Origin of the sequence: Streptomyces sp. NPDC021019 (assembly GCF_044333295.1) — a bacterium.
In the GTDB taxonomy this organism is placed as follows: Bacteria; Actinomycetota; Actinomycetes; order Streptomycetales; family Streptomycetaceae; genus Streptomyces.
Window position 1 is genome coordinate 1,868,986 of the sequence record NZ_JBIRQR010000001.1, and the last position, 26,829, is coordinate 1,895,814.

At 72.9% G+C, this 26,829-nt stretch carries 21 protein-coding genes; 10 read left to right on the forward strand and 11 right to left on the reverse strand.

Features of this window, described 5'->3' with window-relative positions; all coding sequences use genetic code 11:
* Positions 1 to 227 precede the first annotated feature (227 nt).
* Complete coding sequence (locus ACH4RG_RS08720) at positions 228 to 947, reverse strand: spermidine synthase (protein ID WP_397921385.1); 720 nt, start codon at positions 945 to 947, stop codon at positions 228 to 230.
* Between the two features lie 361 nt (positions 948 to 1,308).
* Between ACH4RG_RS08720 and lon the strand changes: the two genes are divergently transcribed.
* Complete coding sequence (gene lon, locus ACH4RG_RS08725; RefSeq protein WP_398539284.1) at positions 1,309 to 3,729, forward strand: endopeptidase La; 2,421 nt, start codon at positions 1,309 to 1,311, stop codon at positions 3,727 to 3,729.
* Positions 3,730 to 3,830: 101 nt separating this feature from the next.
* On the opposite strand, the gene ACH4RG_RS08730 is transcribed toward lon, so the two are convergent.
* Positions 3,831 to 4,583, reverse strand: a complete 753-nt coding sequence (locus ACH4RG_RS08730) for a polysaccharide deacetylase family protein (protein WP_397921778.1) — start codon at positions 4,581 to 4,583, stop codon at positions 3,831 to 3,833.
* 408 nt (positions 4,584 to 4,991) lie between these two features.
* On the opposite strand from ACH4RG_RS08730, the gene ACH4RG_RS08735 reads away from it, so the two are divergent.
* On the forward strand, positions 4,992 to 5,489 hold the full coding sequence (locus tag ACH4RG_RS08735; RefSeq protein ID WP_398539285.1) for a MarR family winged helix-turn-helix transcriptional regulator: 498 nt from the start codon (positions 4,992 to 4,994) through the stop codon (positions 5,487 to 5,489).
* 35 nt (positions 5,490 to 5,524) lie between these two features.
* Here ACH4RG_RS08735 and ACH4RG_RS08740 read toward each other — a convergent pair whose 3' ends face one another.
* On the reverse strand, positions 5,525 to 6,319 hold the full coding sequence (locus tag ACH4RG_RS08740; RefSeq protein ID WP_397921380.1) for a hypothetical protein: 795 nt from the start codon (positions 6,317 to 6,319) through the stop codon (positions 5,525 to 5,527).
* A 363-nt stretch (positions 6,320 to 6,682) separates the two neighbouring features.
* Here ACH4RG_RS08740 and ACH4RG_RS08745 point away from each other — a divergent pair, with 363 nt between their 5' ends.
* The 5 genes from ACH4RG_RS08745 to ACH4RG_RS08765 are packed head-to-tail and all read left to right on the forward strand — an operon-like array spanning position 6,683 to position 12,709.
* Positions 6,683 to 9,883 (forward strand): nitrate- and nitrite sensing domain-containing protein, encoded by a 3,201-nt coding sequence (locus tag ACH4RG_RS08745; RefSeq protein ID WP_398539406.1) that lies wholly within the window; start codon positions 6,683 to 6,685, stop codon positions 9,881 to 9,883.
* Positions 9,880 to 10,371, forward strand: a complete 492-nt coding sequence (locus tag ACH4RG_RS08750) for a roadblock/LC7 domain-containing protein (protein ID WP_397921378.1) — start codon at positions 9,880 to 9,882, stop codon at positions 10,369 to 10,371. The genes ACH4RG_RS08745 and ACH4RG_RS08750 overlap by 4 nt, the downstream gene beginning before the upstream one ends.
* The gene (locus ACH4RG_RS08755) at positions 10,368 to 10,784 is read left to right on the forward strand and encodes a DUF742 domain-containing protein (RefSeq protein WP_003966308.1); all 417 of its coding nucleotides are present in this window, start codon (positions 10,368 to 10,370) and stop codon (positions 10,782 to 10,784) included. The genes ACH4RG_RS08750 and ACH4RG_RS08755 overlap by 4 nt, the downstream gene beginning before the upstream one ends.
* Entirely contained in the window at positions 10,765 to 11,415 is a 651-nt protein-coding gene (locus tag ACH4RG_RS08760; protein WP_265599362.1) for an ATP/GTP-binding protein, read from the forward strand. Before ACH4RG_RS08755 ends, ACH4RG_RS08760 begins: the two co-directional genes overlap by 20 nt.
* A gap of 58 nt (positions 11,416 to 11,473) precedes the next feature.
* Positions 11,474 to 12,709: a styrene monooxygenase/indole monooxygenase family protein gene (locus ACH4RG_RS08765; protein WP_397921376.1), complete on the forward strand. Its 1,236-nt coding sequence runs from the start codon at positions 11,474 to 11,476 to the stop codon at positions 12,707 to 12,709.
* A 71-nt stretch (positions 12,710 to 12,780) separates the two neighbouring features.
* Here ACH4RG_RS08765 and ACH4RG_RS08770 read toward each other — a convergent pair whose 3' ends face one another.
* The 5 genes from ACH4RG_RS08770 to ACH4RG_RS08790 form a co-directional block, all read right to left on the reverse strand.
* On the reverse strand, positions 12,781 to 14,109 hold the full coding sequence (locus ACH4RG_RS08770; protein ID WP_398539286.1) for an NlpC/P60 family protein: 1,329 nt from the start codon (positions 14,107 to 14,109) through the stop codon (positions 12,781 to 12,783).
* A gap of 171 nt (positions 14,110 to 14,280) precedes the next feature.
* On the reverse strand, positions 14,281 to 17,100 hold the full coding sequence (locus tag ACH4RG_RS08775) for a PQQ-binding-like beta-propeller repeat protein (RefSeq protein ID WP_398539287.1): 2,820 nt from the start codon (positions 17,098 to 17,100) through the stop codon (positions 14,281 to 14,283).
* 103 nt (positions 17,101 to 17,203) lie between these two features.
* A complete protein-coding gene (locus ACH4RG_RS08780) occupies positions 17,204 to 17,491 on the reverse strand; it encodes a hypothetical protein (RefSeq protein ID WP_397921369.1) in 288 nt (95 codons plus the stop codon).
* Between the two features lie 4 nt (positions 17,492 to 17,495).
* Positions 17,496 to 18,272 (reverse strand): TetR/AcrR family transcriptional regulator, encoded by a 777-nt coding sequence (locus ACH4RG_RS08785; RefSeq protein WP_398539288.1) that lies wholly within the window; start codon positions 18,270 to 18,272, stop codon positions 17,496 to 17,498.
* Between the two features lie 95 nt (positions 18,273 to 18,367).
* Positions 18,368 to 19,303 carry a diiron oxygenase gene (locus tag ACH4RG_RS08790; RefSeq protein ID WP_397921365.1) on the reverse strand — a complete coding sequence of 312 codons (936 nt, stop codon included), beginning with the start codon at positions 19,301 to 19,303 and terminating at the stop codon, positions 18,368 to 18,370.
* Between the two features lie 265 nt (positions 19,304 to 19,568).
* Between ACH4RG_RS08790 and ACH4RG_RS08795 the strand changes: the two genes are divergently transcribed.
* The 3 genes from ACH4RG_RS08795 to ACH4RG_RS08805 all read left to right on the forward strand — a co-directional run bounded on the left by ACH4RG_RS08795 (position 19,569) and on the right by ACH4RG_RS08805 (position 22,769).
* Positions 19,569 to 20,681, forward strand: coding sequence for a ferritin-like domain-containing protein (locus tag ACH4RG_RS08795; RefSeq protein WP_397929291.1), 1,113 nt, complete (start codon positions 19,569 to 19,571; stop codon positions 20,679 to 20,681).
* A 130-nt stretch (positions 20,682 to 20,811) separates the two neighbouring features.
* The gene (locus ACH4RG_RS08800; RefSeq protein WP_398539289.1) at positions 20,812 to 21,711 is read left to right on the forward strand and encodes an ADP-ribosylglycohydrolase family protein; all 900 of its coding nucleotides are present in this window, start codon (positions 20,812 to 20,814) and stop codon (positions 21,709 to 21,711) included.
* A 191-nt stretch (positions 21,712 to 21,902) separates the two neighbouring features.
* Complete coding sequence (locus tag ACH4RG_RS08805; protein WP_398539290.1) at positions 21,903 to 22,769, forward strand: hypothetical protein; 867 nt, start codon at positions 21,903 to 21,905, stop codon at positions 22,767 to 22,769.
* Between the two features lie 31 nt (positions 22,770 to 22,800).
* Here ACH4RG_RS08805 and ACH4RG_RS08810 read toward each other — a convergent pair whose 3' ends face one another.
* The 3 genes from ACH4RG_RS08810 to ACH4RG_RS08820 are packed head-to-tail and all read right to left on the reverse strand — an operon-like array spanning position 22,801 to position 26,788.
* Complete coding sequence (locus ACH4RG_RS08810) at positions 22,801 to 23,916, reverse strand: amidase family protein (RefSeq protein WP_398539291.1); 1,116 nt, start codon at positions 23,914 to 23,916, stop codon at positions 22,801 to 22,803.
* Positions 23,917 to 23,954: 38 nt separating this feature from the next.
* Entirely contained in the window at positions 23,955 to 25,412 is a 1,458-nt protein-coding gene (locus ACH4RG_RS08815; RefSeq protein ID WP_397921355.1) for a penicillin-binding transpeptidase domain-containing protein, read from the reverse strand.
* A complete protein-coding gene (locus ACH4RG_RS08820) occupies positions 25,409 to 26,788 on the reverse strand; it encodes an FtsW/RodA/SpoVE family cell cycle protein (protein ID WP_397921353.1) in 1,380 nt (459 codons plus the stop codon). The genes ACH4RG_RS08815 and ACH4RG_RS08820 overlap by 4 nt, the downstream gene beginning before the upstream one ends.
* Positions 26,789 to 26,829: the final 41 nt, after the last annotated feature.

Sequence of the window (26,829 nt, forward strand, 5' to 3'; positions counted from 1 at the left end):
CCCCTGCCCGTTCTCGCGGGAGCCATTCCCCCGGAGGCACGGTTCTCGCTCGTGGATTTCGGTGGGTGATCCCGTGTGCCGGTCAGCAGCGTAAAGGCAGCGGAGGGCTCCCGGCTACGCAGGGTGTTGCCCCGGACGTGGGGGTCCACGCCGACCGGGGAGCCGGATCGTCGGCCTTGTGCCGGTTGACCCGTGCCACCGCCGGTCCGCGCATACCGGGAGGGGGGTCACAACGCCCGAAGTGCGAGATGGACCACGTCGGGCACACCTCGGGCAACGGCCACCTCTTCCGTCCGAACCCTGGTGAACCCGGCATTCCGCAAGGCCTGTTCGAAGGCCGGCGACGGCTGCGCGGACCAGACGGCGAGCACTCCGCCCGGGGTCAGCCGGTCGTGGCAGTGCGCCAGGCCGGCGGGGGAGTAGAGGCTTCCGTTGTCCTCCGTGACGGTCCAGTCCGGCCCGTTGTCGATGTCGAGGCAGAGCGCGTCGTAACGCTCCGTGGTGGTACGGAGGTGGGCGACGAGATCCGTGTGGAGGATCCCGGTCCGGGGGTCGGCCAGCGCAGGCCCGGAGATCCGGCCCAGCGGCCCGGCCAGGTGCCAGTCCACGATCGCCTGCTCCCGCTCCACGACCACGATCCGGCCCCAGCGCTCCTCCTCGGCGGCCCGTACCAGCGAGAACCCGACGCCCAGGCCGCCGACGAGCACCGAGGGGCCGGTCCGCGCGGCGGGCAGGGCGGCCAGTGCGGCGTCGATCAGCAGCCGCTCGGAGCGCCCGTCGGAGGTGTCCATCAGGAAGCAGCCGTTGGCGATGATCTCGAAGTGCTCCCCGCGCTCCCGCAGCACGACTTCGCCGAAGGGTCCCTCGCGGCGGTCGAGGACCACGGGGGTGTCGGCGGAGCGTGTCGGCGTGGGGTCGGGGGCGGGCGTCGCGGGCATGGCGGGCATCGGGTGGCTCTCCGGTCTCCGGTCGTAGCGGTCGGCGTCCGTCAATCCTGTCCCGCCGCCCGGGGCGAGGGCCAGTCGGTTCCCGCCGCAGGGGGTGGGGAACAACGGGTCGCCGAGGTGGGGAACAACGGGTCGATCGGGGTGGGGAACGACCAGTCGCCGGGGTGGGGAACAACGTTCGGTCCCGCGGCGCTCCCGTACACGGAGGGACCGTCCCGGTACTGCTGGCCGGGAAAGCGTGGAGGACGGTCCGGGGCATCGGAACCATCTGATCGCTCAGAGCGAACAAGGCTTGGGGAACATTCGGCGGCTCAGGAGCATTGAGTCCACATAGCTCAACTTGCCTGCCGAAGGGGAGATCATGACTAACGAGTCCGAGGCGTTCACACCGATCGACCTGCCCGTGCTGCCGCTCGACGACGAGGTCGTCCTGCCCGGCATGGTGGTGCCGCTCGACCTGTCCGACACCGAGGTGCGCGCCGCCGTCGAGGCCGCGCAGGCCGCCGCCCGTCCCGGCGGGGGCAAGCCTCAGGTGCTGCTGGTCCCGCGGATCGACGGGACGTACACGGGGACCGGTGTCCTCGGCACCGTCGAGCAGGTCGGACGCCTGTCGGACGGCGACCCGGGCGCCCTCATCCGGGCCCGCGACCGGGTCCGCATCGGTGCCGGGACCAGTGGGCCCGGCCGGGCGCTCTGGGTCGAGGGGACCGTGCTCGAAACCGCCGCCCCCGACCCCCTGCCCGGGTCCGCCGCCGAGCTGGTCAAGGAGTACAAGGCGCTCGCCACCAGCTGGCTGAAGAAGCGCGGCGCGTGGCAGGTCGTGGACCGGGTCCAGCAGATCGACGACCTCTCCGCGCTCGCCGACAACTCCGGATACTCACCGTTCCTCACCACCGCCCAGAAGGTCCAGCTCCTGGAGACCGCGGACCCGATCGCCCGGCTGAAGCTCGCCATCCAGTGGCTGAGCGAGCACCTCGCCGAGCAGGACGTGGCCGAATCCATCGCCAAGGACGTCCAGGACGGCGTCGACAAGCAGCAGCGGGAGTTCCTGCTGCGCCGCCAGCTCGACGCCGTGCGCAAGGAACTCTCCCAGCTCAACGGCGACCCGGAGGACGAGTCCGACGACTACCGGGCCCGGGTCGAGGCCGCCGACCTCCCCGAACACGTCCGCGAGGCCGCGCTCAAGGAGGTCGAGAAGCTGGAGCGGTCCAGCGACCAGTCGCCCGAGGGCTCCTGGATCCGCACCTGGCTGGATACCGTCCTCGAACTGCCCTGGACCGAGCGGACCGAGGACGCCTACGACATCCGCGGCGCCCAGGAGATCCTGGACGCCGAGCACGCCGGCCTCGCCGACGTGAAGGAACGCATCACCGAGTACCTCGCGGTGCGCAAGCGCCGTGCCGACCGGGGGCTGGGCGTGGTGGGCGGCCGCCGCGGCGGCGCGGTGCTGGCCCTCGTCGGCCCGCCCGGCGTCGGCAAGACCTCGCTCGGCGAGTCCGTCGCGCACGCCATGGGCCGCAAGTTCGTCCGCGTCGCGCTCGGCGGTGTCCGGGACGAGGCGGAGATCCGCGGCCACCGGCGTACGTACGTGGGCGCGCTTCCCGGCCGCATCGTGCGGGCCATCAAGGAGGCCGGTTCGATGAATCCGGTCGTCCTGCTCGACGAGATCGACAAGGTCGGCTCCGACTTCCGGGGCGACCCGGCCGCCGCCCTCCTCGAAGTCCTCGACCCGGCCCAGAACCACACCTTCCGCGACCACTACCTGGAGGTCGAGCTCGACCTCAGCGACGTGGTCTTCCTCGCCACCGCCAACGTGCTCGACGCCATTCCGGAGGCCCTGCTCGACCGCATGGAGCTGGTCCGCCTCGACGGCTACACCGAGGACGAGAAGGTCGTCATCGCCCGGGACCACCTGCTCCCGCGCCAGCTGGAGCGGGCCGGCCTGGAGAAGGACGAGGTCACCCTGGAGGAGTCGGCGCTGCGCAAGCTGGCCGGCGAGTACACCCGCGAGGCGGGCGTACGGAATCTGGAGCGGGCGGTGGCCCAGCTGCTCCGCAAGGTCGCGGCCCAGCACGAACTGGGCGACCGCGAGCTGCCGTTCGCGGTGACCGACGCGGACCTGCGCGGCCTCATCGGCCGTCCGCACCACGTGCCCGAGTCCGCCCAGGACCCGGCCGGGCGCCGCACCGCCGTGCCGGGCGTGGCCACCGGGCTCGCGGTGACCGGGGCCGGCGGTGACGTCCTCTTCGTCGAGGCGTCGCTCGCCGACCCGGAGACCGGGGCCTCCGGACTGACCCTGACCGGTCAGCTCGGGGACGTCATGAAGGAGTCGGCCCAGATCGCGCTGAGCTTCCTGCGGTCGCACGGTGCGGAGCTGGAGCTTCCGGTCGCGGACCTCAAGGACCGGGGTGTGCACATCCACTTCCCGGCGGGCGGCATCCCCAAGGACGGCCCGAGCGCCGGCATCACCCTGACGACCGCCCTGGCCTCGCTGCTCTCCGGACGCCTCGTCCGTACGGATGTGGCGATGACCGGCGAGGTGTCGCTGACCGGGCGGGTCCTGCCGATCGGGGGCCTCAAGCAGAAGCTGCTGGCCGCCCACCGGGCGGGCATCACCACCGTGGTGATCCCCCAGCGCAACGAGGCCGACCTGGACGACGTCCCGGCCGAGGTGCTGGAGAAGCTGGACGTCCACCCGGTCACCGACGTCCGCCAGGTGCTGGAGATCGCCCTCGCCCCGGCCTCCGCCCGGGTGGAGGACAGGATCCCGGCCGCGGCCTGACCGCCACGCGGTGACGGGCGCGGTATCAGGCACGCGACCGGTACGGACGGCCCGCTTCCCGAGTCAACGGGGGCGGGCCGTTCCGCGTGCCGCGCGGGCGGTCAGGGGCGGTAGATCGTGCCCGGCTGCGGCTCGGCCGGGGCCATCAGCTCGGGGACGGTCACGAAGGTGTAGCCGTCCTTCTGGAGCGCGTCGATGATCCCGGGCACGGCGGGGACGGTGCCCTTGTAGATGTCGTGCAGCAGGATGATGCCGTCCTTGCTCGCCTGGTCCAGGATCCGCTTCTTGATCAGCGCGGAGTCGTTCGTGGAGTAGTCCTTGGCGGTGGCGCTCCACAGCACCTGGGAGAGCCCCAGGTCCTTGCTGATGTCCGAGACCGTGTCGTCGGTGCGGCCCTGCGGCGGGCGCATGAGCCGGGGCTTCTTGCCGGTGATCTTCTCGATGGCCAGCTGCGTCTTCTCCAGCTCGGCGCGTATCTCGTCCGGCTTCCGGTCGGTGAGGATCTTGTGCGTCCAGGTGTGGTTGGCGACCTCGTGACCCTCGTCCTCGATGCGCTGGACCACGTCGGGGTACTTGATGACGTGGTGCTTGCCCAGCAGGAAGAAGGTGGCGTGCACCTTCTTCTCCTTGAGGATGTCCAGCAGCTCAGGCGTGTCCTTGCCCGGACCCGCGTCGAAGGTCAGGGCGATGCACTTGGCCTCGCGGCAGTCCACCGGCCCGAACGAGCCCTTGGCGTCGGAGGCCGCCTCGCCGCGGGCGGAGCCCGGAGCCGTGGTGTCCATCGAGCAGCCGCTCAACGTCAGTGTGAGCGCCGTCACCAGCGCCGCGGTCAACCCCATTCCTGACAACGGCATCTTTCTGGGCACGACGCATCACTCCTCTGTGCGGGAAATTCCGCACAGGCGTGCGGTACGTCGAGGACTATACATAGTGCGTATACACGAGGTGTATAGAGGGGTCTGAGGGCCCCGGGAAGCCCCGATGACCTGGGGTGCGGTCGCCGGGGCCCCCGAGCGGCCGGCCGGTGCGGGACCAGCCGTTGGCGGGTGCCTGGTCGCGGTGGACGTCACCGCGTGCCGGCCGGTGCGCGCCCGGTAGGTGTTCGTGATGCCGTGGAGCCGGTCGGCCGTCGCCGGCCGGCTGGGGCCGTGACCGGGGTGCGGAAGAGGGCGGGCCGCCGCCGTTGGTCCACTCCTGCGAAATACTGGCCGAACTGCGACGTCGACCGGTCGCGGAAGAGACTTTCATCGGCAGGAAACCGTATGAGGGGTACTGACGTGCGCGGGAACGACAGCGAGCCGGAGCCGGGCGCGACGGACGGAAGGGGTGTGGACCAGGAATTTCTGGCCCTGGAGCGCGAGTTGGCCGTCTTCCTGCGCCGGGCGCGCGCCACCTCGGGCGATATGGCCCGGGAGGTCCACCCCGAACTGGAGCCCGCCGCCTACGGTCTGCTCGTCCGTCTGGAGGCGGCGGGCCGACAGCGGGCCACCGAACTGGCCGCCTACTTCGGCGTCGGCAAGGCCACGATGAGCCGCCAGCTGCACTCCCTGGAGGACCTCGGGCTGGTGGCCCGCGAACCCGATCCGGCCGACGGGCGGGCCTCGCTCGTCCATCTCACCGACGACGGCCTGGCCCGCTTCCGCAGCGTCCGGGACGCCCGCCGGGGGCGCTACGTGCGCAAACTGGCCGACTGGGACCGGGCCGAGGTCGCCGAGCTGGCCCGGCTCCTGCACCAGTTGAACGCCCGCGCCGAGAGTTGAGCAGCCTGCCGACCGCCGCTCGCCGTCCGCCGTTCTCAGACCAGCTCCACCAGGAGCGCGGTGGCGTCGTCGTGCGGCTTGCCGCGCCGCAGCCGTACGCGCCCGGCCGCCGCGTCGGCGTCCTCCAGCTCCCGCACCCGGTCGATCAGGCCCTGCGGCCCGGTCTTCCGCAGCAGCCCCAGCGCGTCCGCCCAGTCGCCCTCGCCGAACACCTCCGTCCACCGGGTCGCCCCGTCCGTGAGCGCGGCGAGGGCCCGGACGTCGGCCGCCGGGGTGCTGCCCGTCACCGCGCGCGCCGCCACCGCCGGATCGGCGGCCGCGGTGAAGAAGCCGCCCTCCTTGTTGCGCACCGTGGCATCGGCGATCTCGTTCGAGGCGAGCGAGCCCGGCGGCAGCCGGTCCAGCCGGTCGTCGAGGACGGCCCGGACCGCGCCGTCGGGGGACTCCAGCAGCAGGGCCGAGTCGGAGAGCACCAGGTGTTCGATCACGCGTTCGTCCCAACGGGCCAGCACCACGGTCGCCTGGGGTGTCCGTACGTGAGAAAGGTCACAGGTGGCTCGATGCGTGTCGGCTGTACGGGAGATGGCCTCGGCCAGGACCTCGGCCAGGGTCAGGTCGGGGCGGGAACCGGACAGTTCCACCAGCGCGCCGCCCAGCCGTGCGGTGAACCACGGCACCGAGTGCACACAGCCGTCGTCCCCCGGCGGCGGGGTGACACCGTCGAGCAGGACCAGCACACCGCCCTGGCCGGAGGCGGGGAGGGCCCCGGAGGCCCAGTCCTCGTTGGGGCGTTCGGGGCTTCCGGGCGCGGTGGCGAGTTCGATGCGCATGCCGCCAGTCTGCACGAGCCCTTCACCTTCTCCGCACGCAACCGGAAATGGCCTGTACCAGCAGGTCAACACGGGCGTGCGGAGCGGAAGGGGCGGCTCCGAACCGATGCGGGCGGGCATCCTGCCAAAGGCGGAGCGGAAGTTCCACCCCACGGGCCACGCATGGTCAGGGGCGCACCAGGGGAGACTTGTTCGCCAACTCAAGAGTGATGTTCACTCCTTCGAGTGGCGGAGCGGTTGATGCGCGCCCCCCTCTCAAAAGCGCTGGAATGGTCAGAAGCCGTACCAGGAGCGGGGCGACCTTCCATGTGACCGTGCGTCACCTCTGCTTCAAGGGTGGACGAGTCAAGATTGCGAGCACCGGTGCAGAAGAAGCGGCCGCGGAGCAAGGGCACGACGCGCGACGGTTCCGGGGCGACGCCTCCGGCCCCCGGCGTGGACAAGCGGACCGTGCGGGTGCGCAGCCGACTGGTCGCCGGAGTCGCGGTCGTCGGCGTCATCGTCATAGCGGCGGGCGCCCCCGCCGTGCTCGGGGCCTCCGCCGATCTGAACGAATCCCAGCGGCTGGTCACCCTCGCCGAGCTGAACCAGCAGGCGGTCACCCTCCGGCACTCCCTCGCCGACGAGCGCGACGCCATCACCGCGTACATCGCCGACGGCCGCGACGAGAAGGATGACGACGGCGCGAAGAACCGCACCGCCCGCACCACCCGCGTCGACCAGCAGATCGACGAGATCCACGAGGCGGCCTCCGCTGCCCTGCGCCGCGACCTCTCGACGGTTGCCTCGCTGCGCCGTGAAGCGCTCACCGGCAAGGGCTCGGCCCTGGAGGCGCACCAGGCGTACTCCGACGTCATCGCCAAGCTGCACGGCATCGCCGCCGAACTGGCGGAGAAGACCCCGCCGCGCGCCGCCGACGCCACCCGGGCCCCGGGGACCCTCGGCGGCGCGTCCGAACAGGCCTCCGCCACTCGCGGGCTCCTCCTTGCCGCGCTCGCCGTGCCGAGCCCCGAGCCGACCACGCAGACGGACTCCTTCACCGGCCTCCCCGTGGCGACCCAGGACGAGAGCGACACTCGGGCCGGCCGCGAACGCGACGAGCTGAGTGCCGCGGCCCAGCAGGCCCGCGTCCGGGAGCTGGCGGCGCTGGCCGACTTCGACCAGGCGGCGGACCCGGAGGCCCGCGACAAGCTCTCCGCCACCGTCACGGGATCCGAGGTCAACAACGCGGAGAAGTACCTCACCCGCCTCACCGACCGCCCCGAGCTGTCGGAGGCGGAGCGCAGGACCAGCCCCAAGAAGCTGGAGGCCGCGCTCTCCGCCCGCGTCGACCGGATGCGCAGCGTCGAGTCGGCCCTGACCACCGGCCAGGTCCAGCACCTGGAGGGCCTCCGCGACGACGACGTCACCGCCCTCGAACTGAGCATCGCCCTGCTCGGCGGCTGCTTCCTGCTCGCCGTCGGCGTCTCCACCGCCGTCGCCCGCACCCTCACCCAGCCGCTCGCCGTCCTGCGCATCGGCGCCGCACGCCTCGCCGAGGACCCCGAGGGCGCCGAACCGGTCCGCTACACCGGCCGCAACGACGAGTTCGCCCAGGTCGTCCGGTCGATGAACTCCCTGCACGGCAGGCTCACCACCCTCCACCAGGACCTCGGCGGACGCGTCGAGAGCCTCACCGGCGAACGGTCCAAGCTGATCGCGGGCCGCGAGACCCTCGTCACCCAGCGGGCCGAACTCCAGACGCGGGCCACCGAGCTGGCCACCCAGCTGGAGCAGCTGAGGAACACGGTCAACCACACCTTCGTCAACCTCTCGCTGCGCACCCTCGGACTGGTCGAGCGGCAGCTCGGCGTCATCGAGGGCCTGGAGGAGCGCGAGCAGGACCCGGAGCGCCTGGCCACCCTCTTCAAGCTGGACCACATGGCCACGGTCATGCGCCGCCACAGCGAGAACATGCTCGTCCTCGCCGGCGCCGAGCACGGCCACGGCCACGCCGGGCCGATCCCGCTGGTCGACGTGGCGCGCGCGGCCGTCAGCGAGATCGAACGGTACGAGCGGGTCACCATCCAGTCCCTGCCGCCGCACGCCCAGATCGCCGGGTTCGCCGCCGACGACCTCAGTCACCTCCTCGCCGAACTCCTGGAGAACGCGACCTCCTTCTCGCCGCCCGACTCCCAGGTCGAGCTGTCCGGCTGGCTGCTGGAGAGCGGCGAGGTGATGCTCTCCGTGTCGGACGCCGGCATCGGCATGTCGACGGTCCGGATGGGCGAACTCAATGCCAGGCTGGCCGACCCGGCCTCGTTCGAGCCGGGGGAGCGGCACATCGACATGACCGGGGCGGGACTCGGCCTCCAGGTCACGTCGTTGCTGGCCGCCCGGCACGGAGTACGGGTCCAGCTGCGCGAGCAGAAGGGGAGCGGTGTGACGGCCGTCATCGTTCTGCCGAGCGCGCTGCTGCCCAACTCCCTGCCCGCCTCCTCGCCGCCCGCCGTGCAGCTGCCCGGGGACGCGCCCATGCTCAACCTTCCGGGCTCGGTGGCGGAGGCGAACTCCAACTCCCTGCCCAGCCGTTCACCGCTGCCGTCCTCGGCATCCTCGGCATCCACACCCGGTACGCCCGCCGAAGCGGAGCAGGCGCCGGATCCGGAAGCGGAGAGCGCCCCCGAGGCGGTCGCCGAGCCCCTGCCCGCCGTCGACCCGCTGATCGTCGCCGCCGAGCGAACGATCCGCGAGAACGCGGCAGCTGAGGGCACGGGACCCGATGAGGACCCGGAAGCCACCGCCGTACCCCCGCAGGAGCAGGAGCAGGAGCAGGAGCAGGAGCACGACGCGCGGCAGCCGGTCGGGGAGGCCGGTACCGGTACCGAAGCCGGTACCGAAGCCGGAACCGGAACCGAAGCCGGGTCCGCAGCCGACTCGGACTCCGAGATCACTATGCAGGTCCGCCTCCCGAAGCCTCCCCCGGCCCCGACCGACCCGATGGCCCCCACGGCCCCCGACGCCCCGGCGGACGTGGACACCCCGGCCGTGCCGGGCGTCCCCGGCCCGTACGCGATCGGCCCCGACCGCCATGAGCGTCCGGCCGAGACCGGCCCGGGGGACCGGGACCCGGACGGGCCCGCGGGCCGCCCCGCCCCCCACGCGGAAGCGGCCCCGACCGACACCGTCCCGGGCCCCCGTCGCCCCGAGGCGGCACGAATCACCGACAAGGGGCTGCCGAAGCGCACGCCCAAGGTGGTCCGGCCCGACGCGACCCCCGCCCCCGGGCGGACCGGCAGCCTCGACCGGGACGCCCTGCGCCGCCGGCTGGGCAGCTTCCACCAGGCGGCGCAGGAGGGTCGGCGTGACGTCGAGGCGGAGATCGCCGAGACCGGCGGCATCACCGTCGCCGGCCCCGGGGGCGTACCCACCGGGCGTACGGGGCACGAGACCACCACCGCACACACCACAGGCGCCGCACAGGACGCACCTGGCGCAAGGACCGCACGGACCGCCGAGACCGGCGGCCGGGCGGACGGCCGGAACGAAGAGACGGGGGACACAGTCGAGGAGGCACGCAGTTGACTGCGCCCAGCACATTCGGGCTGAGTACCGAAGCCCGGAACCTTCACTGGTTGCTGAGCAATCTCGTGGAGGAGGTGCCAGGGGTCCACTCGGTCACCGTCGTCTCGTCCGACGGCCTGATGCTGCTCTCCTCCGACCCCGGCCATCTGACCGCGAAGGCGGCCGCGCCGACCGCCGGGAAGCCGGACGGGCCCAGGGGCTCCAGCGCCGACCTGGCCACGATCGTCTCCGGCATCGGCTCGCTGACCGTCGGAGCCGCGAAGCTGATGGACGGCGGCGGCGTCAAACAGACGATGGTCGCCATGGACGAGGGCAGCGTCTTCGTCATGTCGATCAGCGACGGCTCCCTCCTCGGCGTCCACGCCGCCCCGGACTGCGACATGAGCGTCGTCGCCTACCACATGGCCCTCTTCGTCGGCCGGGCCGGACACGTACTCACCCCCGAACTCCGCAGCGAGCTGCGCACATCGATGGAGAGCGCCCTGTGACCACCGCCGCCGCAGAACCCGCCCCCCGGCTCCCCGTCCGCGGTGCGGACAAACGCCCCGCCCGGGTCCGCCCGTACTCCCTCACCGGCGGTCGCACCCGGTTCGGGCACGTCCTGCTGGTCGAGACGTTCGTCGCGGCCCTCGAAGCACCCGACGAGCGCCGCGAGCTCACCAACGGCAACCTCGCCTCGCGCGTGATGCCGGAGCTCCGGGCCATCGTCGAACTCTGCCGCCGGATGCGTACGGTGGCGGAGATCTCGGCCCTGTTGAAGATGCCGCTCGGAGTCGTCCGGGTGCTGCTCAGCGACCTGGCCGACCAGGGAAAGATCCGCGTGTACGGAACCGGCCACGGCGCCGGTCAGCCCGACCGCGCACTGCTCGAAAGGGTGCTCAATGGACTCCGCCGTCTCTGAGGCGCCGCTCTTCGCCCCGCGCCAGCCGGGGCCCCGGGAACAGGCCGAGGAGTCCCTCCAGGCCTGGCAGCTCGACCACACCCGCGCGCCCACCGCCACCAAGATCGTGGTGGCGGGTGGATTCGGCGTCGGCAAGACGACCTTCGTCGGGTCGGTCTCCGAGATCACGCCGCTCCAGACCGAAGCGCTGATGACCCAGGCCAGCGAGGAGACCGACGACCTCTCCGCGACGCCCGAGAAGACCACCACCACCGTGGCCATGGACTTCGGCCGGCTCACGCTGGAGGACGACCTCGTCCTGTACGTCTTCGGCACCCCCGGCCAGCAGCGCTTCTGGTTCATGTGGGACGACCTGGTGCGCGGGGCGATCGGCGCGGTCGTCCTCGCCGACACCCGGCGGCTGGAGGACTGCTTCCCCGCGCTCGACTACTTCGAGAGCTGCGGGCTGCCGTACATCGTGGCCGTCAACCACTTCGAGGGGACGCCCGGTTACGAGGCGGAGGACGTCAGGGAGGCCCTGACCGTACCCCCGCAGGTCCCGATAGTGATCATGGACGCTCGTAACAGGATCACGGTCGTCGAGTCGCTGCTCGCCCTGGTGGGCCACGCTCTCGACGCCACCCCCGTCTGAGGGCGGTCCCCCGGACCTCCTCCAGACCTCCTCGAATCAGAGACAACGGAGAGCCGCGATGCGGAAGATACTCATAGTCGGAGCCGGCCAGTCCGGGCTCCAGCTGGCCCTGGGACTGCAGTCCAGAGGCTACGAAGTCACCCTGATGTCCAACCGCACCGCCGACGAGATCCGCACCGGCCGGGTCATGTCGACGCAGTGCATGTTCCACACCGCGCTCCAGCACGAGCGGGACTACCAGCTGAACTTCTGGGAGTCCCAGGCCCCGAAGATCGAGGGCCTCGGCGTCTCCGTCGCCGCCCCCGACTCCTCGCGCGCCATCGACTGGGTCGGCAAGCTGGACGGCTTCGCCCAGTCCGTCGACCAGCGCGTGAAGATGGCCGGCTGGATGGAGACCTTCGCCCAGCGCGGCGGTCAGCTCGTCATCCACGGGGCCGCCGTCTCCGACCTGGACTACTTCTCCCGCACCTACGACCTGGTGATGGTCTCGGCCGGCAAGGGCGAGCTGGTCTCCATGTTCGGCCGGGACGCGACACGTTCGCCGTTCGACGCCCCGCAGCGGGCGCTGGCCGTCGCCTACGTCCACGGCATGGGCCCGCGCCCCGAGCACCCGGAGTTCGACGCGGTCCGCTGCAATCTGGTCCCGGGCGTCGGCGAGCTCTTCGTCATGCCGACGCTCACCACCTCCGGCCGCGCCGACATCCTGTTCTGGGAGGGCGTCCCGGGCGGACCGCTCGACGTCTTCCAGGGCATCAAGGACCCCTCCGAGCACCTGGCGAAGACGCTGGAGCTCATGGAGAGGTTCACACCCTGGGAGTACGCCCGCGCCACCAAGGTCGAGCTGACCGACGCCAACGGCACCCTCGCCGGCCGCTACGCCCCCACGGTCCGCAAGCCGATCGGGCGGCTGCCCGGCGGCGGCCTGGTCCTCGGCGTCGCGGACGTCGTCGTGGCCAACGACCCGGTCACCGGCCAGGGCTCCAACTCGGCCTCCAAGTGCGCGAACGCGTACCTGGACTCGATCGTCGAGCACGGCGGGAAGGAGTTCGACGCGGCGTGGATGCAGTCCACGTTCGACCGTTACTGGGAGACGGCGCAGCACGTCACGAAGTGGACCAACGCGATGCTCGGCGTCCCGCCGGAGCACGTGCTGAACCTGATCGGCGCCGCCGGCGAGCTCCAGCCCGCCGCGGACCGCTTCGCCAACGGGTTCGACAACCCGGCGGACTTCGAGAACTTCTTCTACGAGCCGGAGAAGACCAACGCCTACCTGGCCTCGCTCACCGGAGCCTGAGCCGACCGCCCACCGCTTCGGCGGCCGGACCAGCACCGTCGGTCCGGCCGCCGGGTTCCGTCCGCACCGGTCTACGGGGTGGCGTCCGGCGCCGCGTCCGTGCCGTACCCGGTGTCCGCGCCGTCGCGTGCGCCCTCGGGCAGCTCCGGTGGCCTGTACGTGGACAGCGGGGCGCCGCCGGGGTCGGGCCGGACGGCGCCCAGCAGGGGGTTCGACGCGAGCGGCGAGACCTTGACCTTGGTGCCGGGGCGGGGTGCCTGCACCACCAGACCGTTGCCGATGTACAGCGCCACATGGGTCGCCTTGGGAAAGTAGATCACCAGGTCGCCCGGGCGGAGCGCGGAGACCGGCACCTTCGGGAGCCGCTTCCACTGTTCCTGCGAGGTGCGCGGGATCGTCCGCCCCGCCGCCGACCAGGCCTGGGACGTGAGCCCGGAGCAGTCGAAGGAATCGGGACCCTCGGCCCCCCACACGTACGGCTTGCCGATCTGCCGGACCGCGTACGCGACGGCGTCCCCGCCCTGCCGGGTGGGCCGCCGGGTGGAGCTGAGGGCCCCGGAGGCCACCAGGTCGCGCTGCGCCTCGTCCACGCCCCGCTGTTCGAGAGCGGTGAGCTGGGTCATCTGCTCCTCGGAGAGCGTGGCCAGCAGCCCTTCCACCTCCTTCAGCTTGCCGCGCACGGCGTCGCGCTGCTTCTTCTGCCGGTCGGCCAGCTTCCTCTGCTGGTCCAGCGCCTCGCGGGAGGCGGCGGCCAGTCTGTCGGCCCGCCGGGCGTCGTCGGTCAGCCGGTCCACCGTCGCCGCGCGGTTCGCGGCCAGCCGTCCCACGACATGGGTCTGGTCCAGGGCCCGCAGGGGGTTGCGGGACAGCAGCAGCCGGAGGTACGCGGAGAACTCGGTACGCCCCTGGTACTGCTCCCGGGCCAGCCGCCCGGCCTCCCCGCGGCTGCGTTCCAGCGCAGCCCGCGCCTTCGCCAGGTCCGCGGTCACCTTCCTCACCTGCGCGGTCCGCTGCTTCAGTTTCTCCGCGGTGGCGTTGTAGGTCTCCGTCGCCTCCTCCGCCGCCTGGTAGCGCGTCTGCAGCTCGCGCAGCAGGGCGGCGACGCTCCTGGGCGCCTCGGGCGCGCCGAGCGCGGTCTCGGAGTCGACCTCCGCCGCGTCGGTCCCGGCGTCGGGGTCCGCCGCGTCGGACCGGGCGTCGACCTCCGCCGGGCCGGACGCCTCGGATTCCCCCGCCGGCTCGGACGCGTCGGATTCCTCCGGGGCGTCCGACCCCGCCGTTCCGGAGGCCTCCTCGGACGGTACGGGGCCCGGCTCGGCCGGCGCGGCGGTGGCGGGGTAGACCGTGAGCGCCGCGGCCAGCGCGGTCGTGCAGACCACGCGCAGGAGTCTGCCTGACACGACAACACCTCCGTGACGGAGACGTAGCCCGGCTACGGGCTCGTCCATAAATGGGCGAATCCGATCATCCGGTCATGTGGTGTCAGGTGATGCAAGCACCGGGCAGCGCGCCGTCCGGGGGACCCCCCGGACGGCGGTGGTGGGAGTGAGAAAGGTCGGACGGTCCGGGCCTCAGGCCACCGGGAAGGCGTAGAAGGACCTGTCCCGCTGGACGACGACGGTCTCCCCGGCGGCGAGTACCCGGTACGACGCGCTCACCGTCGCCCCCTTCGGATCGGCCGACCCGATGTCCTGGAACTTCCACAGCCGCTCGCCGTCGGCCGCCGAGAACGCCGTGACCTGGACGGCGTCGGCGGCGAGCAGAGTCTTCTCGCTGCCGCTGAGCGTGAGCGACGGGGCGTTCCCGATGCCCGGCACCTCGGTGGAGCGCCGCCACACGAGCCGGCCGCTCTCCCGGTCCACCGCGCCGACCAGCCGGCTGCGCTCGGTGGTGTGGATCAGGGACCCGGCGACCAGCGGGGTGCCGAACACCGAGCCGTCGCTGCCCTCGACGCGCCACAGCGGCTTTGACGTGTCCGTCTCGAAGGCCTGGAGATCCCTGCCGACCGCCGTGTACAGCGACCCCTCCTCGTCGCCCGCCGTGGCCGCCTCGGGAGAGGCCGCGCCGTACTGCTTGGTCCACAGCAGCTTGCCGGTCTTCCGGTCGAACGAGCGGACGGAGCCCTTCCTCCTGGCCGCCTTGACCTCGGCCGCCGTCAGGCTGACCGCGTCCTGCCGTACGAGGACGTCGGCGGAGCGTTCCACGACCACCCGGTAGGCGGGGGTGCCCGGGGCGCGGCCCGCGGGCACGGGAGTCCGCCACAGCTCCTTGCGCCGCACGATGTCGTACGCGAAGAAGTAGGCCTGGACGACCTCCTTGTCCTTGCCCTTCTTCTTGCCCTTCTTCGGCTTCGGGGCCTCCACGGTGACCGTGTGCGAACCGGTGAACCAGATGACCGGCCCGGAACTCCCGGCCAGCCGCCCCACGACGAGGCCCGGCAGGTCGCCGAAGGCATCCGTGTAGCGCTCACGGTGCGCGACCTTGCCGTTCTTCGGGGACAGCCACAGGAACTCCGTCGGGCTCGCCACGAAGACCAGATCGGCGCCCGCCGCCAGCGCGGCCTGCCCCTTCGCCGCGTCCGCGCGCTGCCACAGCCGCTTGCCGGTGCGCAGGTCCACGGCGCTCGCCCGGCTCTCGCTGGTCATCACGAGGAGCTTGTCCCGCCAGACGGCGGTGGTGAGCGGCGGCGCCTCGGAGGCCGGGTGCGCGTAGATCCAGCGCGGCTCGGGGGGCTGCCCGGGGAGCGTGCGGCGGGGCTTCGGCGAGGGCTTGTCGTCCGTGGCCACCGCGGTGTCCCCGGACCCGAGAGCGGCGACCGAACCGCCGCCGACGATCAGCCCGCCGACGGCCGCCGCCGCGATGGTCAGCAGGGTCCGGCGGCTCGCGGCGGGGTCGGGTGCCGGGGCCGGTGCGGGAGGCAGCGGCAACGACACCATCGGGCCCCCGCCCGCGCCACCGGGGCCGGCGGGCCCGGCCGGGAGCGCCGCCGCGGGATACGGGGCGGGAGCGCCGTACGTATGGCCCGGCTGCTGCGGGGCGGCGGGCAGGGCGGATCCGGCGGGCAGGGCGGGCGGCGACGGGTGGGGCGTCGGGGCGGGAGCGGCCCCCGGGGGCGCGGTGAGCTCGTGGGGGAGCGCGAGCCGGGTCGTCGGACGGTCGTTCCGCGGCGGCCGCGGCCCGGTGTTGAGGAACCGGGTGGTGCCCCGGTCCTCCTCGATGTCCCCGCCACCCGCGGAGACCGGCGCGGCGGGCGCCTGCGGCGCGGGCGCGTCCACCGCCGGCGCGGGCAGCGGCCGGGCGTCGTCCGGTTCGGGGGCGGTAGGGGCGTCCTTCGGCTCAGGGGCCGCGGGGGCGTCCTGCGGTTCCGGGGCGGTAGGGGCGTCCTCGGGTTCCAGGGCCCCTTCCGGCTGAGCGCCCTCCTCCGGCCCGGCAGCCCCGGCGGCCCCCTCCGGCCCGTGCTCCGGGCCCTCCTCCGGCACCTCCAGGGCCAGAACCCGCGCCTCCTGGTCCGCGACCGCCGCCGCGAGCCGTTCGGGGAGCCAGCCGCCCCGGGCGAGGGCCGCCGCGCCCTCCAGGGCCAGTTCGGCGGCGACCGTGCCGGCGGTGGGCCGCTCGGCCGGGTCCTTCGCCAGGCAGTTGGTGATCAGCTCGCGCAACGCCTCCGGTACGGCGTCGAGTTCGGGCTCGTCCCCGGCGATCCGGCGGGCGGCCTCCTCGGCCGGGCCCTCCGTGAACGGGGTCGCCCCCGTAGCCGCGTACGCCAGCAGCAGTCCCAGCACGAACAGGTCGGAGGCGGCGGAGACCTCCTTGCCCTCGATCTGCTCGGGCGTCAGATAGCCGAGCCGCACCGAGAGCTGGCCGCCAGGCCCGGCCTGGGCGGAGGCCGCCGCGCCCAGCGGGCCGAAGGCGGTGAGGCGGGGGCCGTCGGCGGCCAGCAGCACCGTGCCGGGGGCCAGACCCTGGAGCACGGCCCCGGCGGCATGCACCCGGGAGAGGATCTCCGCGATGCCCGCGCCCAGTATCCGCAGGGCCCGCTCGTCCAGCGGACCGGCGATCCCGATCGCCTCGGCCAACGGCAGCGCGGGGACGTAACCCGCCGCCGTCCACAGGGGTTCCGGCCCCTCGACCGGGGCCTTTGGCTCCTCGCCGGTGTCAAGGGGCGCGGCCACCCAGCCGCCCGCGAGGCGTTCGGCGGTGCGCGCCTCGGCCTGGAAGCGGCGGCGGTACGCCGGTACGCCGGCCAGCTCCGGGCGCGCGGCGGTGATGAGGACCACCTCGCCGGACGCGGTGTCCCGCGCCACGTACCGCACCGCGCTCGCGCCTTCGTGGAAGCGGGCCAGCGCGGTGAAACGGCCGAAGCGGCGTGGATCGTCCTGACGCAGCGCCTCCATGGCGCACCCCCCTTGTGACCGTCCTACGGCGACCGGGTGACTCGTCCTCCGGCGCCTGACCGTCGATCTTAGGGCCTGGGCCCCACGGGCGGCCGCCCGCCGCTCAGTCGCGGCCCGGGGTGCTCGGGGGAGTCCTGGACCAGGGCCACTTGAGGGTGCGGTGCTCGCGGCCCCCGGGGGCGTACTCGTACACCCAGCCGCGCTGGAGCCCGAGCCGCTTGGTGTAGCCGGCCGGGACCCGCTGGTAGGCGTACACCGTGGCGGGGCCGCCGTCGGGCGAGGGCACCGGGACCTCGTACCACTTCGGCGGATGGCCGGTCGGGCCGAGCAGGACCGGCAGGACCCGGCCGTCCAGGGGGCCGCCTCGGAAAGGGGTGTTCTCGCTCTTCACCCGGTCAGTCTGACGCAGTGGCGGCGGGCAGCAGATGCGCCGCCTCCGCGACGACCGGAATCACCCGTTCCGCGAGCTGTCCGGCCGGGCCGTCGGCCCTCTCCAGGGCCAGCAACTCGCTCACCACCGTCGCGGTCTCCGGGTCGGTGGCGGCGGTCGCGGCGAGCAGGGCGATCAGGTGGTCGACCAGCCAGCCGCGCAGTTCGGCCGCGGCCGGCCGCTTCCCGTCGTCCAGCCAGATCAGCGAGGCCGCCTCGACGGCGGCGATCCAACTGCGCACCATCATCCGCAGCCGCGGCCCGGCGGGCTGCTCCCCGGCCCCGCCCATCCGCCCCAGGTGGCGCAGGATCTCGTCGGCCGCCGCCCGTCGCACCCCGTCCACGATCGTCGTCGTGCGGGAGGTCTCCACGACGCTGCCGCCGCGCAGCAGGGCGCTGAACCCGGTGTCGTGCTCGTCGACGAAACGCAGATAGCGGTCGAGCACCCGGGCGACCCGCTCGATGGGCGGGCCCGTCGGCGGTTCGGTGAAGCACAGCGTCAGCTCGTCGGCCGCCGAGCCGAGCGCTGCCTCGTACAACTGCTGCCGCCCGCCCGGGAAGTAGCGGTAGACGAGCGGCCGGGACACCCCGGCCGCCACCGCCACCTCGTCGAGCGAGACCTCGTCGGGCGCCCGATGGGCGAAGAGGCCGAGCGCGGCGAGCAGCAGCTGGGCGCGGCGCTCCTCGACGCTGAGCCTGCGGTACGTCGCCCGGGGCGGCGGGACTGCGGCGGTGGAGGTCATGCCACCGACCCTAAGGCCTCTCGTTCGGATGACGCCGGGCCCACGGGCCCCGGCGCTCCCGGCGCGCACGGCTTTCGTTTCCGTCCGCACGGCTTTCAGGCCAGCAGCCCGGAGCCGCGCCACAGCCGGCGTCCGACGCCGTTCAGCAGCCCGATGTCGTCGAAGAAGTCGGTGAGCCGCTTCGCGCCGGACTGCATCACCTCCGCACGGTGGCCGCTGGCCCGTACCTGGGCGACGGCCTCACGGCGGTCCAGGCCGACGTTCTCGTACACCTGCGGGTTGACGAAGCAGACGGCGAAGACCCGGGCCGCCTCGCCGCAGCTGACCTTGGTGAGTTCCCGCTCCCAGCGCGGGGCGGTCACCATCTGGCGGCGCAGCTCCTCACGGGCGTACCGGACGTGCCGGGCCTCCTCGATCACATGGATCCGGGTCACACCCCGCACCAGGGCCTGCACACGGTCGTCCGGGAAGGTCAGGCGCTGCATCCAGTCGAGGATCTCCTCGCCGAGCAGGGTCGCGGCGAACGAACCGGGGGTGGTGGAGACGGTCTTCAGGACCCGCGCGAGGTTGTGGTAGACGCGCGGCACCGGATACGTCGGGGCGCCGCCCCAGTCGATCATGCGGCCGAACATCATCGAGTGCCGGCACTCGTCGGCTATCTCCGTGAGCGCGTAGCGGACGTGGTTGCTGGTCACCGGCTTGTCGTAGACGTGCCGGACCAGCAGCTGCATCAGGATGATCTCGAACCAGATGCCGAGCGAGGCGAGCGCGGCTGCCTCGTGGCGGGACAGGTCCAGGCGCTGCTCCTCGGACATCCGGTCCCACAGCGGGGTCCCGTACAGCGAGAGCAACTCCGGCGGCCAGAACCACTTGCCCTCCTCGACGGCCGCGTCCCAGTCGAGTTCGGTGTCGGGGTCGAAGGAGTGCTTGGCCGAGGATTCGAGCAGCCGCAGGGCGACCTGCTCGCGGTCGCGGAGCGGGCCGAGTGCGTCGCGGAGCACGGTGGCATCGCGAGCGGTGACGGGTGTCATGGCGGAAGCACCTCACACGGGGGTTGCCGGGAACGGATGTTACCGGCGGTCACCTCTTATGAGACTGTCTGTCAGCAAGGCCGTCAATCCCTTGGACGCGACTCCGTACGACTTGTTGACTCGCTGTCTACCACCATGTGAACCTGCCGGAGAGGCGGCCGGTGCACCAGCTCGCGCGCACTCAACTGCCCTCGGTGCCATGGAACTTGTTCATCAGGTCGAGCCAGTCGAGCCAGTCGAGCCAGTCGAGGCGAAGGAGCCGTCCGTGTCCACCCATGACCTCTACACCACTCCGCCCGCCGAACCGGTCTGGCGGGTCCCGGCCACCGGAGCCGCCCGGTTCAGCTGGGACTACGACGACGGACGCGAACGCCTCCTCGCCCTCTACCAGAAGGGCAAGGACAAGCAGTGGGACGGCAACAAGCGCATCGACTGGTCGCTGGAGGTCGATCCCGCCGACCCGCTCGGCACCCCCGACGAGGCGCTCACCCTGTACGGCACCCCGCACTGGGCGAAGCTGACGGAGAAGGACCGGGGCGAGCTGCGCAAGCACTACACCTCCTGGCAGTTCAGCCAGTTCCTGCACGGCGAGCAGGGCGCGATGGTGTGCGCGGCGCGCATCGTGGAGTCCGTCCCCGACCTGGACGCCAAGTTCTACTCCGCCACGCAGACCATGGACGAGGCCCGGCACGCCGAGATATACGGCCGCTTCCTGCACGAGAAGATCGGCATGCTCTACCCGGTCAACGACAACCTCCAGGGGCTGCTGGGCGACACCCTGCGCGACTCCCGCTGGGACATGCCCTACCTCGGGATGCAGGTCCTGATAGAAGGCCTGGCGCTGGCCGCCTTCGGGATGATCCGCGACACCACGACCAAGCCGCTGCCCAAGCAGATCCTGGCGTACGTGATGCAGGACGAGGCCCGGCACGTCGCCTTCGGGCGGATGGCGCTGCGCGACTACTACAAGCAGCTGAGCGACGCCGAACTCCGCGAGCGCGAGGAGTTCGTCATCGAGGGCTGCTACCTGATGCGCGACCGGCTCAGCGGCGTCGAGGTCCTGGAGAACTTCGGCATCGGGAGGCAGGAGGCGAAGGACCTGTCGGAACACTCCGAGTTCCTCCAGCTCTTCCGCAAGCTCCTGTTCAGCCGGATCGTCCCGTGCGTCAAGGACATCGGCCTGTGGGGCCCGCGGCTCCAGAAGGCCTACGTCGACATGGGCGTCCTCGAACTCGGCGACTCCGACCTCGACCTGCTGATGTCGAGGGACGAGGAGATAGCCGAGGAGCTGGACCGCGAACGCTTCGCCGCCGAGGAGGGGGCCCGGGTGGCGGAGGTCGCGGAGGCGATCGAGGAGGGCGCGGCCGACGCCGCCTGAGGGGGCGCGGGACGGTGCGGGGGCCGTGAGTGTGCGCCGGCCCCTGCGCGACCCGCCCTGCTCGGCGTGCGGGCGCCCCGAGGCCGATAATGGATGTACGCCATCGGCTCCCGGCCGTCACGATGCGGGTATGACGACGAACCCGCCCGCAGCCACCGCCGCCGGTCGCGCCGCCGCCCGACGCAGCCTCGAGTCCCTCGCGCTCGGCGACGCGTTCGGGGAGCGCTGGTTCCCGCTCTTCCGCGAGCCCCGGCGGGCCGTGAACGAGATCCGGGCCCGCCGCACCCCGCCGGAGCCCCGCTGGCACTGGACCGACGACACGGCCCTTGCGCTCGCGCTGTCCCGCTCCCTCGACGAGCACGGCCACGTCAACCAGGACCACCTGGCCCTCTGCTACGCCCTGGCCTTCGACGCCGACCAGGCCCGCGGCTACGGCCACGGCATGCACCTCCTGCTGCCCCAACTGCTTCAGGCCCCGGCCGACTGGCGGACCCTGGCCCCCGGACTCTTCGACGGCGGCAGCCTCGGCAACGGCGCGGCCATGCGGGTCGCGCCGCTCGGGGCCCGGTTCCACGAGGACCTGGACCATGCCGCGGCACAGGCCGCGCTGTCGGCGGAGGTCACCCACGCCCACCCGGACGGCATCGCGGGCGCGGTGGCCGTCGCGGTGGCGGCGGCGCTCTCGGCGCGCGGCGAACTGACGCTGGACGCGGTGGCGGACCGGACGCCCGAAGGGCCGGTACGCGACGGAGTGCGGCGCGCCGCGCGGACGCCGTTCACCACGGATCCGTCGGTGGCCGCGGACCTCCTCGGCAACGGACAGCGCATCCGGGCCGACGACACCGTGCCCTTCGCGCTGTGGACCGCCACCCGTCACGGGGACGACCTGGAGGCGGCGCTCTGGGCGACCGCGGAGGGCCTCGGCGACGTCGACACCACGTGCGCCATCACCGGGGGCGTGGTCGGGGCGGCGACGGGGACGGCCGGGGCGCCGGAGGACTGGCTGCGCAGGCGCGAGCCGTTGGGCTGAGTCGGTGGGCCGGGAGGGGGCAGGCCGAGGAAGTGGGCCGGGAGGGGGCAGGCCGAGGAACTGGGCTGAGGAGGTGTGAGGTGGCTGGTGAGGCGATGGGCGGCCGGCTGCTCGGGGCGGGATGTTCTCGACCTGATACCGATACCGGTCGCATCGAAATTCCGTTCGCAAACGTGTCGTACGGTGAGCGCATGACCACCCCGCCGCACCCGCCGCAGGGCCCGTACGGGCCGCCGTCCCCCCAGAACCCCTACGGCCAGAGCCCTTACGGCGCGCCGCCGGCCGCGCCCGGGCCCGGGCCGCAGCAACCGCCCCACGGCTACCCGCAGCAGCCCCCGGCCCCGCCTCAGCAGGGCGGCTGGGGCCGGCCCGGCATACCCGGCGGCCCCGGCGCCGCCGGCGGCTGGCCGCCCCAGGGCCCGCCGCCGCGCGGGAAGCGGACCGGGCTCATCGTCGGGATCGCGGTCGGCGCGATGGTGGTGGCCGGGGCGATCGTCTACGGCGTCACCCAGCTCGCCGACAAGGGGACCGACCTGGCGTACCCGAAGGCGGAGTACCGGATCGTCGTGCAGCAGAAGCTCCTGGGCGGCGAGTTCAGCCTGGGCCAGGACCTGTCGGAGACCGAGGGCAAGGAGATCGAGGACACTCCCGACCCCAGCATCCGGGACGGCGAGGCGGTCGTCGCGCACTACACGTCGGCCAAGGGCGGCGCCCTGGTGCTGTCGGGGATGTACGGGCGGCTGGCCAGCCCCGGCTTCATGCGCGGAAAGATCATGGAGGGGGCGGCGGAGGCCGACGGCGCGAAGCTCGTCGTGCCCGCCGAGAAGTTCACGCCCGAGGGGTACGGCATCACGATCGAGTGCCAGGTCGTGCAGTCGAACGAGGCCGGCGGCGTCGCGAACATCCCCATGTGTGCCTGGGGCGACGACAATACCGCCGCGATGATCGCGGTGATCCGCCCGGAGAGCGTGCTCAAGGACGCCAGGTCCATCGACCTCGCTGCCGTCGCGGCCGAGACGGCCAAGGTCCGCGAGGAGGCCCGCAAGCCGATCGGCTGACCGGAGCCCGGAACCGGAGACCCCCTGCCGGTCAGCGCCCCGCCGCCGCCCGCCCGGCGGCGGGCGGCACCGGCGCGGCGGGCAGGGCGTCCTCCACCGCGCGGGCCGCGGCGAGCAGCCGGACGTCCGTGCCCCGCGCCGCCGCCAGTTGGAGCCCCACCGGGCAGCCGTCCCCGGTGAACCCGGCGGGCAGGCTCGCCGCAGGATGCCCGCTCAGGTTGAACGCCCAGGTCAGCGCCGTGGAGTAGAGGTCCCCCGGGCCCTCGTGGCCGTGCGGTCGGTTCGGGGTGACCGGGGTCAGCAGCAGGGCCCCGCCGGCGAGCAGCCCCGCCAGCCGCTCGTCGTTCGTCCGCCGCACCCGTGCCGCCTCCGGGTCGTCGGGCGAGCCGCCCCGTATCGCCGTCCAGGCGCCCGCCGGGTCGAGCAGTGCGGCCTCGCGCCCCAGCAGGCGTACGGTCCCCGTCGCGACGAGCCGGTCCACCGCCGCCCGGACGACGGCCGCCACCTCCGGGTCCACCTCCGCGTAGCCGAGGTCCTCGCTGTACACGGCGGGCAGCGGCAGGGCGGGGGCGGCGACCGGTTCGTACCCGTCCAGCACCTGGCGCAGGTACGGCTCCGCCGCGGCCGCCGACCGGGCCAGCACCCCGGCAGAGGCCAGCCCCGAACGGTCGGGGGAGGGGAGCAGCCCGTTCGTCGTCTTCAGCCCGAACACCCCGCACCAGGCAGCCGGGATGCGGACCGACCCGGCCCCGTCGCTGCCCGTCGCCAGCTGCGCCATCCCCGCCGCCACCGCGACCGCCGACCCGGCCGAGGAGCCGCCCGGAGTACGGTCCGCCCGCCACGGGTTGACCGTGCGGCCGTGCGCGCCCAGGCCCCAGGTCTGCCAGTGGGTGCCGGGCCCGGGCACCGAGGTCGCACCGACCGGGGAGCCGCCCGCCGCGATCAGCCGACGGGCCGCGAAGGACCGGATCCCGGAGGGCCCCTTCACCGCGAACGGCAGTCCGCCCAGGGGGAGCCGGCGCGCCACGGCCTCCCGCTCCCGGGTGAGCGCCCCGTCCGGCCAGACCTCGACGAACGCGTGCAGCGCCGGGTCCAGCCGACCGATCCGCTCCAGGGCCCGCGCCACCGCCGAGGTCGTCCGTGTCATGGGCCCAGTCTGCCGGTGCGCCGCCGCGCGCGCCCCGGCTACTCCTCCAACGCCGCCTCCATCACGGCCCGGGCGATCGGGGCCGCGCTGCCGCCCCCGCTGATGTCGTCCCGGTCGGCGGCGGCGTCCTCCACGACCACCGCCACCGCGACGGCCGGGCGGCCGGAGTCGGGGGCCTGGGCCCAGGAGATGAACCAGGCGTACGGCAGCCCGGAGTTGTCGACGCCGTGCTGGGCGGTACCGGTCTTGCCGCCGACCTTCACCCCGTCGATCGCCGCGTTCGCCCCGGTGCCGTTCTCCACCACGTCGACCATCATCCGCTGGAGCTGCACGGCCGTCGACGGGCTCATCGGCCGCTCGTACGGGTCGGCCCCCTCCTGCCGGACGGTGTCCCCGTCGTCGGTCGTCACCCGGTCCACCAGATGGGGGCGGCGGAGATCCCCGCCGTTGGCCACCGCCGACGCGACCATCGCCATCTGGAGCGGGGTCGCCGTCGTGTTGAACTGACCGATCGAGGAGAGCGCGAGCTGGTCGTCGCTCATGTCCGTGTCGAAGTTGCTCCTCGCCACCCCGGACGGGATGCGCAGCCCGGTGTCGTTGAAGCCGAACTTCTCCGCCGTCTCCACCATCCCGTCCAGCCCGACCTCCACCCCGAGGTGGGCCATCACGGTGTTGCAGGAGACCCGGATCGCGTCCGCCAGGGACGCCTGGTCGCAACCCCTCGCCTCGTTCGGCAGGGTCGTGCTCGTACCGGGCAGGACGTACGGCGACGGGGTGTCCGTGCGCGCGTCGGCGTCCGTCACCGCCCGGGCGTCCAGGGCCGCCGCCGCCGTCACGATCTTGAAGGTGGAGCCCGGCGGATAGGTCTGCCGGATGGCCCGGTTGAGCATCGGCAGGCTCTTGGCGGCGTTCAGCCGGGCCCACGCGTCGGTCACCGCGGAACCGGTCCCCGACAGCCGCTCGGGGTCGTACGAGGGGGTCGAGACCAGCGCCAGGATCGCGCCCGTCGACGGATCCAGCGCCGCGACCGCCCCCCGCCGCCCGCGCAGCCCGTCGTACGCGGCCTGCTGCGTCGACGCCCTGATCGTGGTGACGACATCGCCGCCCGGCTGCCGGCCCCGCGTGAACTCGTTCCAGAAGGGCAGCGGCGCCAGCAGGGAGTCGGTACCGGACAGGACGGCGTCCTCGGCGTTCTCGATGAGCGTCGTGCCGTACGTCTGCGAGGCGTATCCGGTCACCGGGGCGTACAGCGGGCCGTGCAGGTAGGTGCGCTCGAAGCTGAGCTGCTCGCCGGTCTCCTTGCTGCCGGTCACGGGCCGGCCGCCGACCAGGATGTTGCCGCGCGGCTGGTCGTAACGGGCGATGGTGTTACGGCGGTTGGCCGGATTGTCGTCCAGCTCGTCGGCCTCGAAGACCTGGATCCGGGCCGCGTTGACGAGCAGCGCCACCAGCAGCAGCAGACAGAAGGCGGCGGCCCGCCGGATGTACCGGATCACCGGTCCTCCTCCACGGCCGCGGCGATGACCCCGGTCTCGGCCTGGTCGGGGTGGGGTCTGCGCGAGACGTCGCTGACCCGGATCAGCAGCGCCACGATGATCCAGTTGGTGACGACGGATGAGCCGCCCTGCGCGAGGAACGGCATCGCCATCCCGGTCAGCGGGATCAGCCCCATCACCCCGCCCGCGATCACGAACACCTGGAGCGCCAGGATCGACGCCAGGCCGATGGAGAGCAGCCGCCCGAACGGGTCGCGCAGCGCGAGCCCGGCCCGGTAACCGCGCGCCACGAGCAGCGCGTAGAGCAGGAAGACCGCGGTCAGCCCGCTCAGGCCCAGCTCCTCGCCCGCGGTCGCCAGGATGAAGTCGGACTTGGCGGCGAAGCCGATCAGGATGGAGTGGCCCGCGCCCAGCCCGGTCCCGAGCATCCCGCCCGCCGCGAAGGCGAACAGCGACTGGGCGAGCTGGCCCGGCCCCTGCCCCGCGTCGATCGAGGCGAACGGGTCCAGCCAGTCCTGCACCCGGCTGTGGACGTGCGGTTCGAAGGAGCCGACGACGAAGGCGCCGACGCCGGCCAGGAGCAGCCCGACCGCGATCCACCCGGTCCGGCCGGTCGCCACGTACAGCATGATGACGAAGAGCCCGAAGAACAGCAGCGAGGTACCCAGATCGCGCTCCAGCACCAGCACCCCGACGCTCAGCAGCCAGATCGCCACGATCGGCCCGAGCACCCGTCCGGAGGGCAGTTGCAGCTTCCAGAACGTGCGGCCGGTGTACGCGAGCGCGTTGCGGTTGGCGGCCAGATAGGCGGCGAAGAACACCGCGAGCAGGATCTTGGCGAACTCGCCGGGCTGGAAGGAGAGTCCGCCGATCCGGATCCAGATCTTCGCCCCGTTCACCGCCGGGAAGAAGATCGGCACGGTCATGAGGACGAGCGCCGAGGCCACCGAGAGATACGCGTACCGCTGGAGCACGCGGTGGTCTCGCAGCAGCACCACCACGGCCGCGAACAGGGCGACGCCGAGCGTGGACCAGACGAGCTGGGTGGGCGCGGCCTGGTCCCTGGGGGTCTCCAGGTCGAGCCGGTAGATCAGCACCAGGCCGAGGCCGTTGAGCAGGACGGCGATCGGCAGCAGCAGCGGATCGGCGTACGGGGCCCGGAAGCGGACCGCGACATGGGCGAGCAGCGCCAGCGTGCCGAGCCCGGCGCCGTACCCGGCGACGTCGGGAGGCACGGTGCCGTCGTGGGCCAGGCCGACCGCCGCGTAGCCGAGGACGGAGATCAGGACGCCTCCGACGAGGAGGGTGAGCTCCACCCCGCGCCGCTTGGGCAGGCGTAGCTCGGGCGGGGGAGCGTCCGCCGTCGTTGCGGTCATGCCCCGCAACGTAGCAAGAGGTGCGCGATATTTCCCTTATG

Bases quoted from the DNA above. Each gene is read 5' to 3' on its own strand.
- ACH4RG_RS08735 (WP_398539285.1), top strand. From the start codon at position 4,992: ATGAGGGGTACTGACGTGCGCGGGAACGACAGCGAGCCGGAGCCGGGC.
- ACH4RG_RS08775 (WP_398539287.1), bottom strand. From the start codon at position 17,100: ATGGAGGCGCTGCGTCAGGACGATCCACGCCGCTTCGGCCGTTTCACC.
- ACH4RG_RS08730 (WP_397921778.1), bottom strand. From the start codon at position 4,583: ATGCCGTTGTCAGGAATGGGGTTGACCGCGGCGCTGGTGACGGCGCTC.
- lon (WP_398539284.1), top strand. From the start codon at position 1,309: ATGACTAACGAGTCCGAGGCGTTCACACCGATCGACCTGCCCGTGCTG.
- ACH4RG_RS08765 (WP_397921376.1), top strand. From the start codon at position 11,474: ATGCGGAAGATACTCATAGTCGGAGCCGGCCAGTCCGGGCTCCAGCTG.
- ACH4RG_RS08810 (WP_398539291.1), bottom strand. From the start codon at position 23,916: ATGACACGGACGACCTCGGCGGTGGCGCGGGCCCTGGAGCGGATCGGT.
- ACH4RG_RS08800 (WP_398539289.1), top strand. From the start codon at position 20,812: ATGACGACGAACCCGCCCGCAGCCACCGCCGCCGGTCGCGCCGCCGCC.
- ACH4RG_RS08720 (WP_397921385.1), bottom strand. From the start codon at position 947: ATGCCCGCCATGCCCGCGACGCCCGCCCCCGACCCCACGCCGACACGC.
- ACH4RG_RS08790 (WP_397921365.1), bottom strand. From the start codon at position 19,303: ATGACACCCGTCACCGCTCGCGATGCCACCGTGCTCCGCGACGCACTC.
- ACH4RG_RS08820 (WP_397921353.1), bottom strand. From the start codon at position 26,788: ATGACCGCAACGACGGCGGACGCTCCCCCGCCCGAGCTACGCCTGCCC.
- ACH4RG_RS08760 (WP_265599362.1), top strand. From the start codon at position 10,765: ATGGACTCCGCCGTCTCTGAGGCGCCGCTCTTCGCCCCGCGCCAGCCG.
- ACH4RG_RS08740 (WP_397921380.1), bottom strand. From the start codon at position 6,319: ATGCGCATCGAACTCGCCACCGCGCCCGGAAGCCCCGAACGCCCCAAC.
- ACH4RG_RS08785 (WP_398539288.1), bottom strand. From the start codon at position 18,272: ATGACCTCCACCGCCGCAGTCCCGCCGCCCCGGGCGACGTACCGCAGG.
- ACH4RG_RS08805 (WP_398539290.1), top strand. From the start codon at position 21,903: ATGACCACCCCGCCGCACCCGCCGCAGGGCCCGTACGGGCCGCCGTCC.